At 71.1% G+C, this 14,014-nt stretch carries 13 protein-coding genes; 2 read left to right on the top strand and 11 right to left on the bottom strand.

Annotated elements, in window-relative coordinates; all coding sequences use genetic code 11:
* The first annotated feature begins 82 nt into the window (after positions 1-82).
* Positions 83-1,744 carry a DUF2637 domain-containing protein gene (locus OTB19_RS33945; RefSeq protein ID WP_267802575.1) on the top strand — a complete coding sequence of 554 codons (1,662 nt, stop codon included), beginning with the start codon at positions 83-85 and terminating at the stop codon, positions 1,742-1,744.
* Positions 1,745-2,652: 908 nt separating this feature from the next.
* On the opposite strand, the gene OTB19_RS33940 is transcribed toward OTB19_RS33945, so the two are convergent.
* Positions 2,653-3,090 (bottom strand): RNase adapter RapZ, encoded by a 438-nt coding sequence (locus OTB19_RS33940; RefSeq protein WP_267802574.1) that lies wholly within the window; start codon positions 3,088-3,090, stop codon positions 2,653-2,655.
* Between the two features lie 146 nt (positions 3,091-3,236).
* On the opposite strand from OTB19_RS33940, the gene OTB19_RS33935 reads away from it, so the two are divergent.
* On the top strand, positions 3,237-3,668 hold the full coding sequence (locus OTB19_RS33935) for a hypothetical protein (protein ID WP_267802573.1): 432 nt from the start codon (positions 3,237-3,239) through the stop codon (positions 3,666-3,668).
* A 194-nt stretch (positions 3,669-3,862) separates the two neighbouring features.
* Here OTB19_RS33935 and OTB19_RS33930 read toward each other — a convergent pair whose 3' ends face one another.
* The 10 genes from OTB19_RS33930 to OTB19_RS33885 form a co-directional block, all read right to left on the bottom strand.
* Entirely contained in the window at positions 3,863-7,225 is a 3,363-nt protein-coding gene (locus OTB19_RS33930; protein WP_267802572.1) for a LysM peptidoglycan-binding domain-containing protein, read from the bottom strand.
* A 22-nt stretch (positions 7,226-7,247) separates the two neighbouring features.
* On the bottom strand, positions 7,248-7,748 hold the full coding sequence (locus OTB19_RS33925; RefSeq protein ID WP_267802571.1) for a pilus assembly protein TadG-related protein: 501 nt from the start codon (positions 7,746-7,748) through the stop codon (positions 7,248-7,250).
* Between the two features lie 3 nt (positions 7,749-7,751).
* On the bottom strand, positions 7,752-8,216 hold the full coding sequence (locus tag OTB19_RS33920; RefSeq protein ID WP_267802570.1) for a TadE/TadG family type IV pilus assembly protein: 465 nt from the start codon (positions 8,214-8,216) through the stop codon (positions 7,752-7,754).
* Positions 8,213-8,563: a TadE family protein gene (locus OTB19_RS33915; RefSeq protein WP_324289637.1), complete on the bottom strand. Its 351-nt coding sequence runs from the start codon at positions 8,561-8,563 to the stop codon at positions 8,213-8,215. The genes OTB19_RS33920 and OTB19_RS33915 overlap by 4 nt, the downstream gene beginning before the upstream one ends.
* A 126-nt stretch (positions 8,564-8,689) precedes the next feature.
* Positions 8,690-8,890, bottom strand: a complete 201-nt coding sequence (locus OTB19_RS33910; RefSeq protein ID WP_267802567.1) for a hypothetical protein — start codon at positions 8,888-8,890, stop codon at positions 8,690-8,692.
* Between the two features lie 22 nt (positions 8,891-8,912).
* The gene (locus OTB19_RS33905; protein WP_267802566.1) at positions 8,913-9,803 is read right to left on the bottom strand and encodes a type II secretion system F family protein; all 891 of its coding nucleotides are present in this window, start codon (positions 9,801-9,803) and stop codon (positions 8,913-8,915) included.
* Complete coding sequence (locus OTB19_RS33900) at positions 9,800-10,732, bottom strand: type II secretion system F family protein (RefSeq protein WP_267802564.1); 933 nt, start codon at positions 10,730-10,732, stop codon at positions 9,800-9,802. Before OTB19_RS33900 ends, OTB19_RS33905 begins: the two co-directional genes overlap by 4 nt.
* Positions 10,729-12,102: a CpaF family protein gene (locus OTB19_RS33895; protein ID WP_267802591.1), complete on the bottom strand. Its 1,374-nt coding sequence runs from the start codon at positions 12,100-12,102 to the stop codon at positions 10,729-10,731. Before OTB19_RS33895 ends, OTB19_RS33900 begins: the two co-directional genes overlap by 4 nt.
* A gap of 202 nt (positions 12,103-12,304) precedes the next feature.
* Complete coding sequence (locus OTB19_RS33890) at positions 12,305-13,126, bottom strand: MinD/ParA family ATP-binding protein (protein WP_267802563.1); 822 nt, start codon at positions 13,124-13,126, stop codon at positions 12,305-12,307.
* Positions 13,126-13,851, bottom strand: coding sequence for an SAF domain-containing protein (locus OTB19_RS33885; RefSeq protein WP_267802561.1), 726 nt, complete (start codon positions 13,849-13,851; stop codon positions 13,126-13,128). Before OTB19_RS33885 ends, OTB19_RS33890 begins: the two co-directional genes overlap by 1 nt.
* Positions 13,852-14,014: the final 163 nt, after the last annotated feature.

Here is a 14,014-nt window from a genome sequence, read left to right as displayed (position 1 = left end):
ACGATCTGAAGCGAACTCAGGTGCCACGGGTGACCCACCGTGAGAGTGTGAAGATGATGAAGAAGACGCAGGAGGGACTGGGATGACCGGGGGCAACTCACCAATCCTGCTCACGCGCACGCACCGGATACTCATCGGCCTCGTGGTCGCCGGTGCTGTGCTCATCGCGGGGATCGGCTTCGCCGGCTCGTACGCCGCGGTGCGCGCCCTGGCGCTGCAAAAGGGCTTCGGCGGCTTCTCGCTCGTCTTCCCGATCGGTATCGACGCCGGGATCTGCGTACTCCTCGCGCTCGATCTCCTCCTGACCTGGTTGCGGATCCCGTTCCCGCTGCTGCGTCAGACCGCATGGCTGTTGACGGCGGCGACGATCGCGTTCAACGGCGCGGCCGCCTGGCCCGACCCCCTGGGCGTGGGGATGCACGCCGTGATCCCGATCCTGTTCGTGGTCGCCGTCGAGGCAGCCCGCCATGCGGTGGGCCGGATCGCGGACATCACCGCCGACCGGCACATGGAAGGCGTCCGCATCACCCGATGGCTCCTCTCCCCGGTGCCCACCTTCAAGCTGTGGCGCCGGATGAAGCTGTGGGAGCTGCGCTCCTACGAGCAGGCCGTCGGCATGGAGCAGGACCGGTTGATATACCAGGCGCGGCTCCAGGCCCGGTACGGGCGGGCTTGGCGTCGCAAGGCCCCCGTCGAGGCGCTGATGCCGCTGAGGCTGGCCCGCATCGGCGTCCCCCTGACACAGACCGCCTCCTACGGCCTCACCGCGGCCGGCCTCGAACCCGCACTGCTGCGCCCCGCGCCGTCGTCGGTCGAGCACGAGGTGACGGTCGAACGGGACGACACCCTCCCGCCGGCGCCGGCCGCGCCATCCGAGCCCGCTCCTCTCGCACAGCCGGAGCACGGTGAGGGGGTTCCGGTCGAGGCGTACGCCGAACCGTTGGAGCGGGAGCACGACTACGCCGACACCCGCCACCAGGCGCCGATCTCCCGACCCGCCGTGCAAGACAGCGTGTGGGACGGGGGAGGGCTGTTCGAGGCATATCGTTCCCTCGCTGCGGCCACCGGAACGATGCCCGACGCGCAGACCTTCGCGGCGCACCTGGCCGACGCCTACGGCATCCGAGACGTCACGACGGGCGCCCCGGTGACGGCCGGGGAGATCACACTCCTGCTGGCCCCGTTCACGGAACTCCCCACTGCGACGGTTGCCGGCCAGGCGCCCGATGATCTTGTTGACGGCCTTGGTCCCGACGACGAACCGGTGTCACCGGCACCTGAGGAGCCGGTGGAGCCTCACCCGTTCTTCGCCCCTCGGACGGAGCACAGTCCCGCTCCGGTCCCGGCCGGCACGGCAACCTCGTCGACCGCGCCGGAGGCCTCGACGGCCGACGCCCGGGCGGTCCCCCGGCAGCACCGCCGAGACGTACCGTCCCCCGGGAGCGAAGCTCTCGCGGAGACGTCGACCGCTGCCGGCGGTGCCGTCACGGCGCGGCTGCCGGAGCAGGAGCCCGACGCTGACGACGGCCTGACGGAGACTGAGCGTCAAGTCCGACAGGTGGCTCTGTGGCTGGACGAAGCCGACGCGGAGGGCGAGAAGCTCGCGGGCGCGCAAGTCGCCCGCCGGCTCGGGGTCTCTCCCAGCACCGGTCAACGTCGCCTGAGCGGCGCCGTCCAGTACCGAGAGGAACACCGTCGTCAGTCGGGGCGCGGACACCTGCGGTCGGTCACCAACCGCGCCTGACCCCGCTACCTGAGGTACCGGTGACCGATCGGTCACCGGTCCTGGCCGCGACCGATCTGCCCGGTGACTGATGACCGGTGACCGGTGACTGTCTCCGGTGACTGGCCTCGACCCGCTCCATCCGACCGGTGACTCACCGGCTGTTCGCGTCAGCCGGCGTTCTGACAGACCGGCTACCGGTGCGGGTGACCGGTGACTGACCGCGTGCACGGTGGCCTGGGGCCGGTGACCGATCGGTCACCGGCCCCAGGCCCTAACCGGGTGGTGACTGGTGACTCGTGGGCCCGACCCTGTGACCGGTGCTGGCTGAGCCGCTGCCTCCGCCTGGCACCCGTGGTCTGGGGTACCGGTGACTGACCGAGTGCGCGCCCACCGAGGCATGGTGACTGATCGGTCACCGGCCGGGAACGAGCGCGTTTGCGAGGTGACTGGTGACTGGTGACTGGTGGGTCCGCCCTGTGACCGGTGCCGGCTGGCCGGAGCCATCGGTCATCGGTGCCTCCGCCTGGTACCTGCGGTCTGGGATGCCGGTGACTGATCGGTCACCGGTCTTGGCCAGGTCCGTTCCACCCGGTGACTGACGACCGGTGACCGGCCTGGTGACTGGCCTCGGCCCACCCCCGAAGAGCCGGTGACTGACCGGACCTTCGGGGGTAGGCCGTCCGCCGAAGCCGTGATCGGTGATCGACGTCCGGGCGACCGGTGACTGACCGCGTGCACGGTGGTCGGGGACGCCGGTGACCGATCGGTCACCGGCCCCGGACCTGACCGATTGACCGGTGACTGGTGACCGATGACTGACCGGTCACCACCTCCGCCCTCGTGGAGCCGGTGACCGATGCCGGTGACCGGTGACCGGTGCCCGAAGGCCGACCCGGTGATCGGCCCGAGAGCGCCGGTTCAGTGAGTCACCTGGAAGCGGGCAGGACCGGATGGTCGATGTGATGGTGCTCGACGTCGACACCGCACTCACCGCCCCAAGCTGTCCAGACTCGCCGGGCGACCGCCTCCGCGACTGCCACCGAGCGGTGCCGGCCCCCTTGGCATGCCACAGTCAGGCGGACCAGGTGTCCTCGCGGGACCTCATCGGCCAGAGCGCGGAGCTGCACGGCGGTCCTGGCGATCAACTCCCTGGCGCCGGGGGTGTGCAGGACGTGGGCGTACACCTCCCGATGCAGACCGGTGAGGTAGCGCATCGCGGGGTCGTGCGCGGGGTTGCGCAAGGCCTTCGACAAGTCGAGATACAGGCCGTCGGTGACGAGCTGGTGGGCGCCGTCGTGGCGGACACCGATCGAGCGGATGACGGCGGTGACGGGGCCCAGCCCGTCAAGGTGTGTGATCTGCATGCTGGCCACGATTCCGCGCCGGCCGGTCCGGCGATAGGCGTTGCCCGTTGCCTCTCTGGCAGCGTGAGGGACCGGTTTCCCGACCGTGGCCCGACGCCGCTTCAGGGGTCATAGCCTGTTCCCAAGTTCAAGAGGTGGGAGACATCATGGATGCGCTGCGGATCGATACGGACGGCTCGGTCGTCGCGCTCTCGTGGCCGGAGGAGTACGCGGAGCGCCGGGAGACGGTGCGTACTGCCGTGGGCGGATCGGCGGACGCCGCCATCTATCACCGCCGGGCGCACCTGCATGTCCACGGGAACGGGCAGGCGGAGAACCTCCCCATGAACCTGGCGACGTGGGTGCTCGCTTCTCACTGGCGGGGAGTTGAGATCCCGTACGGCTTCCACGGGCCCGTCGTGGTGACCGGGCCGCAGTTGACCGGGCTGGACGAGACCTTGGCCGGGGAGGTGCTGGCGATGTGTGCCGCGGTGGCGGATGTACGGGCGGAGTGGGTGACGCGGTTGCCGGTGGGGGAGTCGCAGGCCCGCGCCGAGCTGCTGGCCGCCGCGCGGCACGCGGTCGCGCCGCTGGCCTGAACCCTCGACTACCGGCGCCCTGTGACGAGCACGGCTTGCCCCCGTGCAAGTCCGGCCTGGGTGGCCGTCCGTGGCGGGTGCTGTGCCGGCCTCCTCGGCCGGAGTTTTACCGGGTAAAAGTCTGGCTGCGGGTGCAGACGCGTGCGGGGCCCGCCAACGGCAGGCCCCGCACGTTCGTACTTCGACGGTGGTCGTCAGCTCGTCGCGGCGCGGTGCGCGGCCGGGTAGGGGTCCTGTGACAAGACGCGGGTGATGGTGTCCTCGGTCGAGTCGTCCAGGGTGATGTCGTAGGTGCGGGCCATCTGCTGGACCCGCGCGACGGTCTTGCGGACCGCAGTCGTGTTGCCGGCGGTCCAGTCGATTCGGAGCAAATCCCGATACAGGACTTCGGAGGTCTCTTCGACGTCGAGGGCTTGGAGGACGGCGTGGCGGGCGGCGTCGAGGTCGGGGGTGTCGCCGTCGGTGTGCCAGCGGGCGAGGGTGTGGGCGGTGTCGGTGATCCGCGACATCATTTCCTGAATGACGGGATCGGCCCAGGGAAGCGTGCGCCCGTCGAACGGCTTCCCCCGAACGAGGGCCATCGCCGTTTCCAGGTCCTCGGTGCCAGCCTTCGGCCCGGCGGCCAGCCCCCGGGACGCCAACGCCTTGAACTCCTCCCAGTCGGAGGTCACCGCGGGGTGGAAGGCGTATCCGTCGCCGGCCTTCGGGCGGGGCAGGAGCGGGTGTCCGTCCTCGGTGAGTCCGACGACGTTGCGCAGCTCCGAGAGGCGGGAGTGCAGGGTGCGCGTGGACCACGGGTTGATCGGGTCCATGGCCTGGCAGACGGCTTCGGCGCTGCGTCCGGGGCGCAGGTGGATCAATGCGGCGAGGGCGGTGGTGCGGGAGGCGTGAGCGGATCGCACGCCGCCCTTGATCCCGAGCGGCCCGAGCATCTCGATCCGCACCTCCACCGCTTTCTTGCCGGCCGCGACGGTAGGCGGCTGCGGTTGCGTGGCGGCCCCGGGCGTCGCCCCGGTGTCCGGGTCCGGCTCCGCTGCGGCCGGCTCGTCGGCGGGCGCGGCCGGTGCCGGGATGGTGGCGGCGGTGGGGGAGGGGGTCGGGGTGGGGAGTCCGGCGAGGAGTGCGGGGAACGGGTTCCCGGGGTCTTGGGCGTCCTGGCTGGTGATGCGGACGGTGAGCGGCTGTCCGCTCGCGGCCGCCTGGTCGTGGTTCTCGACGAACTCCCACGCCCCGGTCGCCGGTTCGGCTTCCTCGGCGGACACCGTCAGTGCGTGGACGTACTGGCGGTACTGCTCGTCGGTGATGCGTTGCAAGGTGACGGGGAGGTCGAGCGGTTCGAGGCGGGTGCTCTGGTCGCGGGTGGTGTCGAGGATCTCGGCGTGCGGGAACGCGCGCCGTGCCGTCGCGGTGGCGGGCAGGACCACCGCCGTGTGCAGGGTCCGTGCGGCCGCGAGGGCGTCGGCGAGCTGGGTGACGTGCTCCTCGTCGTGCTCACCCGCGCCGATCATCAGCCAGGGCAGGACCTGTTCACCGCTCTGGTGTGCTTCGAGGAGGAGTTCGCCGAGGTCGGTGGCGACGGCCGGGAGGTGGGGCATGGTGCGGATGCGGCCCTGCGGCAGGAGTCCGGACAGTCGGGCGCCGAGTCCGGTGGTGAGGATCTCGCTGTAGTCGGTCCAACGGCAGGTGCCGAGTTCCAGGGCGAGGGCGCGGGCGACTTCGAGGACCTCGTCGGAGGTTCCGTCCAGGAGCAGGACTCCGCAGGTCGTCAGGTCCGCCAGGAGGAGACCGTCGTCGTCCGCGCCGAGCGTGACCAGACCGGGGTAGGGGGCGTGGACGTCGCCGAGTTCCTCGACCGTCGGCAGCACCGCCGCGGGGTCGAGTGCCCATGTCCGGGCCTCGGGGCCGGTGGTGAACGGGGCGACGGGGTCGGCCGGCTCGTCCAGTAGGAGCGTGATGCCGTCGGCCGTGAGGCGTGCACCGCGTAGCGCCGGCAGGCTGATGCCGTCCTCGCCGGCCTGGTGGGCCAGGGCCCGCAAGGCACGGTCGAGGAAGTCGATGCCCTGCGGCTCCGCTGCCGCGTCGAGGACCTGTTCCACCTCGGTGGGAACACTGTCCTGCGCGATGGTCTCTCCCGCGCGGCGTTGACGCTGTTGCAGGATCCGCCGCACCCCCAACGCCCCCGCGAGTGACGCGGCAAGGAGCGTGCCGATCCCGGCGACCAACACCCAATTGACGCTGCTTCCCGTGAGCTGCGCCCGAGGGGCGGCCGGGGCGGCCGCGGGTGTGGCCGGCGCGGCGGCCTTCGGGGAAGTCGACGCGGCCGGGTTGGGCTTCGCGGCGCTCGCGCTGGGGCTCGCGGTCGGGCCGGCCTGCGTCGGCGTGTTGGTCTGCGGCGGGGGCGAGGCCTTCGCGGTGGGCGCGGCGGCGCTCGGCTTCGGGGTCGTACTGGCCTTGGGCGTCGCGCTCGACTGCGGCGTGGGAGTGGCCTTCGCGCTGGGCGCGGTGGGGGTGGGGACCGGCGTGTCGGCTGGCGGTGTGGTGGGGCGGGAGACCTCCGGCGCGGGGGTGGGGGCCTGGGGCGCGGGCGTGCTGTCCGCTGCGGGGAGGGCGAGCTTCTGTCCGGGATAGATGAGGTCGGGGTCGGTGAAGGCACCGCCCTCGGGGAGCGGCGCGCCCTGGTTGAGTTCGAAGATCTCCGGGTAGCGGTCGGCGTCGTCGAGCTGTTCGTCCGCGACGGTGGACAGGCTGTCGCCCTCCTGAACGGTGTACTCGGCTACGCCGACCGGGGCGGTGCGGCTGGTCTGCGCCCGGATGCCGGCGGGTGTGGTGGTCGACGCGTCGGCGGGCAGGGTCAGGACCCATCCAGGCTGGATCGGCTGATCAGCACGGAACATGGTGCCGTCGACCATGACGCGGTTCTCGTTGGCGGCGGCGATCTCGGTCCACCGCTCGCCGTCGCCCAAGGTATGTTCGGCGATCGACCACAGGCTCTCGGCCGGCTTCACGTCCCGCACCCTGTACGTCACCGCCGCGCTCCCACCTTCGTCCGCCACAGCACCGGTCGTGCCGGCGGCGGCGGTGGTGGTGGTGCCGGGTGTTGCGGTCGCGCTGATGCTGACGGGTGCGCTGGTGGGGGCGGCTGTCGCGGGCGCGGCGAGGGCCGTTCCGGCGGGCAGGGCCAAGAACACCGCGCCGACCAGGGCGGCGGCGGCCCGCTGCCCGACCAACCCCCGAATCTGGGGGGCTGCGCGACCGCGGAGCTGGGCGGGAATCTCCAACAGCACCGCACACGCGAACAGGACCCATCCCACCCATCCGGCGACGGCCAGGACCAGAAGGAAGACCTGGCCCGAGTCGTCGGTGGAGAACAGATGGGCGAGGGCGTCGAGTCCGGGTGGGCCGACCCTCGCGGTGGCCCACCACAACAGAACAGGCAGACCCACCAACAGCGCGGCAAGGATGGTCAGGCTGAGGATGCCGCGCAGCATCGCGGCCGCGGTCTGCGCCGCGCCGCGTACGGGAGGGGCCGGCTTGCCGGCGGTGGGGGGCTTCGACATGAACCGGTCCTATCTGGCGGGGCTATTCGGGCTGGGTGACGCCGTGCAGGAGTCGGGCGGATCCGTGGCCGGTGACGCTCATCGATCCGACGCCCACGATCGCGAGGAATCGTGTCGCGTAGGTGTCGTGGACGGTGACGGTGAGCTGGGTGCCGTCCGCGGAGAGGGCGGTGGTGCCCTGGGTGCCGGCGCGGGACAGGTAGGCCTGTGCGGCGGCTTGGGCGGCCTGCGGATCGACGCGGACACCCGTTCCGGTGACGGCCGATGCGGGGTCGATGGCCTGGCCGGCGGCGCGGGCGGCCTCCATCGCGACGGAATCGGCCCGCTCGGTGGCACGCAGCTTCCCACCCCCGTCGATCGCCAGACCGATGATCCCCAACAGGGCGACGGTCACGACCGCCGTGTAGATGGCGATCCCGCCCTCGTCACCACGCAACCGGCTTCGGCGCACCCCCGACTCCGGTCCCCTCTGCGATGCGGGGTCCGGTCCGGTGGGTGGTGTGGGCACTGTGGGTGAGGCCATGGCCTATCCCTCCCGGGAGCGGTACGCGTCAACCACCGACGTGAACCGGCTGGTCAAAGTCTTGGATCCGGGAACCCCGGGGAGCAGAAGGTCGGCCATGGTCACCGTGCACGAGATCGTCACGGTGACGGTGCCGACTTCCCCGATCGGGACGGCGAGACCGGAGGTGTCCACGCTGGTGCTGCTCGATGCGCAGTGCACGCCCTGGTCGTCGAGGGAGCGGGCCGCGGCGGCGCTCGCCTCGGCCTGCGCCCCGCCCTGGGTGCGCGAGATGGAGGCGGCGCGGGCGGCGTCCTCGGCGGCGGCGTCGATCTTCGCCCCGGACGTGACGATCCGCCCACCGGCGATCGCCATGCACAACAACATCAACAGCAGCGGGGTGACGATCGCGGCCGCGATGGTCTCGCTGCCCCGATCCTCCCGCCACCGCCTCGCCCAACTGCTGTGCGCGGTAGGGGTGTCGGTCACGGTGTTGTCCACCTCTCGCGCGGGGCTCCCGCCGACTGGGACACGCTCAGTCCGGAGAGGCCCGGGATCATGGACGGGGCGTGGCCGGTGACGGTGACCCGTACCTCGGTGGCACTGCTGCCCGAGGTGCTGACCGTGGTGCCGGTGAGGCTGTCGCCCGCGATACGACCGAGCGTCTCGCGGGCCCGGGCCGCGCCGGCGCCTTCGGGGGACTGGTAGACACGGGCGGCCGCCACGCCCTCGCGGGCCGCGGTCAGCGCGATGTTCCGGGCGAAGAACCACATGGCCGCCTGCACCACGCAGATGGTGACCAGGAGAACGATCGGAAAGACGATCGCCATCTGAATCGACGACTCCCCCCGATCCTTCCCACCCCGGTCCCCGCCCGTGGCCCCCTCGACCTCCGGCGCGGATCCGCACTGCGCGGTGTCCGACACTCCTCCCCCTTCGTCGTTCCCTCTTCCGTCGGCTTCCTAGATCCCGGAAAGCTTGCCGTTGTACTTCGTCACGACGATGCCGATCGTCCCGGCGATCGCGAGGGCCCCGGCGACGGCGGCCACCCAGATGATGATGGTCGTGATCGAGATGTCGCCCCGATCCTCGGCGGCGTGCTCCTGGACTTCCTCCCAACGGGACTTGAGGGCCACCGCGAGACGGATCGCAAGCTTGTTCATCAGGGAATCTCCTTCGTGTGAGTCAGGTGTTGATCATGCGGATGACGCCGGGGAACGCGATGAGGAGCATCACCAGGACGGCCATCAGGGCGCCGGGGGCGGTCATCTTCTCCGAGTTGGCGTTCGCTTCGGCGGCCTGCGCGGCCAGTAGTTCGGTGCGCAGGTTCTTGGCGCGGGAGCGGAGTGTGGCGTAGACGGACGCGCCGTCGTCGGCGGACTGCCGCATGATCGCGGCGAGGTCGTCGAGGACGGGCAGGTCGAGTTCGGCGGTGAGGCGGGCCAGGGACTCCCAGTGCGGCACCTTGTCGACCCGGGAGCGGGCCAACGCCCCCCGGATCCGCTGGAACGCCCACCCCTCGCCAACCTCGGCGGCCTGCTCCATCGCCTGCTCGGCGGACACGTTCCCGGCCCGCCGAAGGGCGACGAGGTCGAGGTAGGCGGCCATGGCGTGCGCGAACTCCGCCCGCGCCCGCCGGGCCTTGTCCCGCAACGCGAGATCCGGCGCGAACCACAAGACGACGGCGGCCAGGATCCCGACGATCGCCGGGAGATACAGGGGCAGGCCCAACAGCAGAAGCGGGATCGTGGACAGCGGCGGCAGGAGCAAGCCGGCACCGGCCAGCGCGACCTTGGTCAGGAGGAAGCGGGCGGGGGTGGCGCCGGCGAGGGCGAGATCCTTGTACGGGATCCGCACCCCCGGCACATCGGACAGCCGCTCGACGAGCCACTGCCCCCACCGCTCGTCCCGATCGGCACCCTCGCCCGCCATGGCGGCCTGGGGGACTGGGGGTTGGTTGAGGCGGCGCAGCGCCGGCCCGAGGGCGGGTGCGGGGCGCAGTACCTCGCGGATCAGCAGTGCTCCGCCGGTTCCGATCGCGGCACCGGCCAGGATCGCGGCGACTGGCGTCGTCATGCCGTCACCTCCACGGGGGAATCCTCGGATTCCTCCGTGACGGGGAGGGCGGCGACGGCGCTGCGCGGGTCGGCGATCAGGAACCGGGGGACGGGCTTGGTGTCGGCGATCTGCCGCATGAGTGAGAGGACTCCGACGAACGCGGCCAGCAAGACCGCCAGGACGATCTGTCCGATCGTGGTGCCGTAGGGGGCGGTGTAGGAGGGGACGAGGAAGCCGGCGCCGATGATGCCGAGCGTGATGATCGTCATCCACCGCATGGTCGTGCGGGGCTTGGCCCGGTCGGCCTCGATCACTCGACGCCGGGCGACCTCCTCGTGCACGGACTCGGCGAGATCGTCCAACGCCTGGGCGAGACCCGGGCCGCGGTCGGCCGCCGACAGGACCAGCGCGGCCACCACCTTGTCGGCCGTGACATCGTTCAGGGCGTCGCCGAACAGGCGCAGCGCGTCGGTGGGCCGCCACCCGACCTGAAGCCGGTCCACCAGGTCCCCGACCTCACCCGCGATGTCCTCCGGGCACCCCTTGCGGGACACCTGCAACGCCTCATCGAGCCCGCGCCCCAACCTGAGGACGTTGCCCAGACGCTGCGTCCAGTCGCCGAGCGCCTCCAGCTTTCCGATCCGGGTCGTCGCCGACTTCGTGGGCGACAACAGCCAAGGCACCCCGATCACGGCGAGGAGCACCATCGCCCCGGCGACGAACATGCCCGTCACGAGCCAGACCAGGACACCGGCCACAGCCCCGAGGGCGAGCCGTGTGCGGCGGGCCATCGTCTCGTCCCGGGACGCGAGCGTGCGCCCGGCCCGAAGCCGCGCGCCGATGTCGGGGCCCTTGGGGGTGGTGGTGCCCACGATCCCGGCGACGAGACCGACAAGACCGCCGGCGACGGCGAGGCCGGCCAGGACCCACATCAGAAGGACGGTCACAGCGCGTCCTCCGTGATCAGGAGCGGCAGCGTCGAGGGCCACGCGCCGCCGGGCTCGTTCAGCAGCGACGCGTCGAAGCCGACGCGGCGCAGGTCGTTGATACAGCGCGGCAGCATGAGCGGTACCGCGCGGGGCTCGTTCCACTCCGGGCGCGGGCCGAAGATCGCGTTCGTCTCGGGGCGGCCGCCCTCACCGATGCCGGTCACCTCCAGGACGTGGGAGAGGAACCGGTGTCGGTGTCCGCCGATGCGCGTCTCGTCGATCGAGGACACGAACACGATGAAGTCGAGCCCGTTCGCGGCCTGCCGGTAGGCGAGTTGCTCGCTCATGTTGGCCTGCGCCAGCAGGTACAGTTCGGCGATTCGGTCGAAGACCACGGACGGCCGGATGGCGTGGAGGGTGCAGAGGTTTCCGCCGGCGCCGTTGGTCATGGCCTGGAGCATCGCGACGATCTCCGGCCCACGGACCTCGCCGACCACGATGCGGGTCAGCGTCATGCGCAGCGCCCGATACATCAGGTCCATCAGCGTGATCTCGCCGGCCGCGACCCCGCCGACCATCTCCCCGTTGGACTCGCGGGCCTCCATCGGCACGACCTGCCGGTGAAAGCCGTTCTCGTGGGCGAACAACTCGTACTCGGTCTCCAGCGTCGCGAACCGCTCGTCGGGATCGATCTCCCGCAACAGAGCGCGCAACAAGGTGGTCTTGCCCGCGGCCTGGCCGCCCACCACCATGATGTTCTTCTCCGCACGGACAGCGGCGCGAAGGAAGGCTTCCAAGGTGGTGTCGAGCATGCCGCGCTCGACGAGTTCGGGCAGGTCGGCGTCACGCATGCTGTGCCGGCGGATCGTGACGTAGGCGCCCGGCGTCACCTCGATCATCGCCTGAAGACGCGACCCGTCCGACATACGCAACGCCAGGAACGGATCCGCGGTCGACAAACTGCGCTCATTCTGACCTGTGGTGCGACGCGCCAGATCCCGCAACAGCTCGCGCAACTCCTCCTCGGACTCCGCGACCGGCGCTACCCGCACCCGGCGCCCGTCGGTGAAGTCCAGCCACACATCCGTGTGCCGGTTGATGAAAATGTTCTCGACCAACGGATTGTCGAGATGGGCTTGCAGACGGCCGGCCCGAAACTGGAGATCGAACACGGCCTGCGCCATGATCGCGTCCTCGGCCGCACTGCTCGCGACACCCCGACGAACAGCCTCGGCATCCGACCAGATCGCCACCTGCTCATTGATCAGATGGCGCCCCTGCTGCTCCTGCGCCTCCGCGGAAAGACCCGGGCGCGCCCGCAACAGCTCTGTCAGTCGCTCGCCGACCTCTTTCTTGATCAGGCGTACGGCGGCGTAGTCCAGCGTCATCGGCGCGACCGGCGCCGCCTGGGCGGGGACGAGCGCACCCGCGCCCGGGGAGCCCGAGGCAACGACCCACGGGTTGGCGGATCCGGGGCCCGGCGGCGCGGGCGCCGGCTGGTGCACGGGAGCGGGTACCGCCGCGCGGGAACCGGCGAGGCGCGCGGTCAGTGACGAACTGGGGTTGATCTGCGGGTTGCTGTGGACCGGGTTAGCGCGCACCACTGACCTCCCTTCCCGCAGGCGGCTCGGGTGGCGGTGGGGCCAGTCGGGAACGGCGGATCTCCACCAGCTCCCGCACCCGCAGCGCGGCCGACCGCGCCGACCGCATCAACTCACCCACCTCGAAACGACGCGGCTGCTCCGCACCATCCGAAAAGACGCGTGCCTCCTTGGGCCGCCACGGAATCACCGCGACCACCGGCGCCTCCAAGTGCTTGCGGACCTCCTCCTTGGGATACGGCCCCTCGTCCACCAGCAGGATCCCGATCTCCGCACTCCCCCCGAGCTGCTCGCGCAGCGTCTTCAAGCGCACCTCGGCGCCCTGCAACCCGCGCATCGTGTTGCGGACGACCATCAAGACGACGTCGGCTCGCTGCGCCAGGATCGCGGACGCGCCGAACGCCCCCCGCCGACCAAGGTCGACCAGGACGTCGTGCCCGTGCTCCTCGATCCCGGCAAACAACGCCGCGAGCGGCCGCCACACCGGCTCCATCGCCGACGCGTGCGCGGGATCGTAGAGACCCGGCAGCACCAGACGATCACGAGTCTCGGCGTCGGTGACGTCGACCAACTGACGCCAAAACGCTTCGGCCAACTGCTGCTGACGGGCCGCCACCGCCAGATTTCGCAGGCCGTGGGTGTTGTCCAAGGTGCCCTGGAGCGCACCCGGCAGGATCGCCCCGCCATCGGGGTCGGCCTCGGCCAGCACCACCCGATGCCCCTGCGCCAACGGCCACCCCATCAGCAACGCCATCGCGGTCGTGGTGACCCCGGGAGCACCGAGACCACCCGCCAACGCCACAACCGCCATCAGCCCGCCTCCTGCGGCGAGATGATCAACGCCACCGCACCGGTCGCCACCCGCGCCGCCAACGTCGGCCCATCCGCGGACGGCACCGCCACATCCACCACGACCACACCCGTCGCCGGCGCCGGCACACCCACCGCCACCACCGTCGCCGCCAAAGTCTTCGGCGCGACCGCCGGCTCACCCGCCTTCCCCGCACCCGCGCCCGCCGCGGCCTGGGCAGGATCGGGAGTCGACACGATCAACACCTTCTGACCCGGCCCCAACCGCGTCGCCGGAAGCTGCGACGGCTTCAACGCCACACCCACAAGCTGCTCACCGGCCTTGACCAGCGACACAGACGTCACCTGACCGGGAGACAGCAGAGAACCTGCCTTCAACGCGACGGCGGCCCGCTGCCCGACCATGCTCGACCGCTTCGTGACCGGGACCGCCTTGACCGCCGGATCCAGAGCGAGGGACGCGGGGGCGAGATCGGCGGCGGTGATCGTCGCCCCCACCGGCACGTCATGCGCCACCACCAACACACTCGACCGCTCACCCGACGCCGTGAACAGCAATGCGCCCGACAGGCCTCCGGCCGCGATCAACGCGACCGACAGAGCGATCAACCCGGGCCAGCGCCGCCGCTGACGCACCATGCGCGGCGCGGCCGCCGGCTCGACGCCACCCCTACCGGGGCCGGGGACAGACGGCCGCCCCGGGGCGGCCGTGGTGGTGCTGCTCACGTGCAATGCCTCCATGCAAGGAATGGAAAGTATTGGCCTGAGTTCCGCAGTTGAGGTGGCGCTCTAGTACGCGAATATGGGGTTTGACCTGTGGATATGCCGGAGCGCACGCCGGATCGGCGTGTGTCTAGGCGAGGGTGTTCGTGCAGGTCAGGCGGTTGCG

The sequence above is a fragment of the Streptomyces sp. H27-H5 genome, from assembly GCF_026627505.1.
Taxonomy (GTDB): domain Bacteria; phylum Actinomycetota; class Actinomycetes; order Streptomycetales; family Streptomycetaceae; genus Streptomyces.
This window is presented reverse-complemented; position numbering and strand designations above follow the sequence as displayed.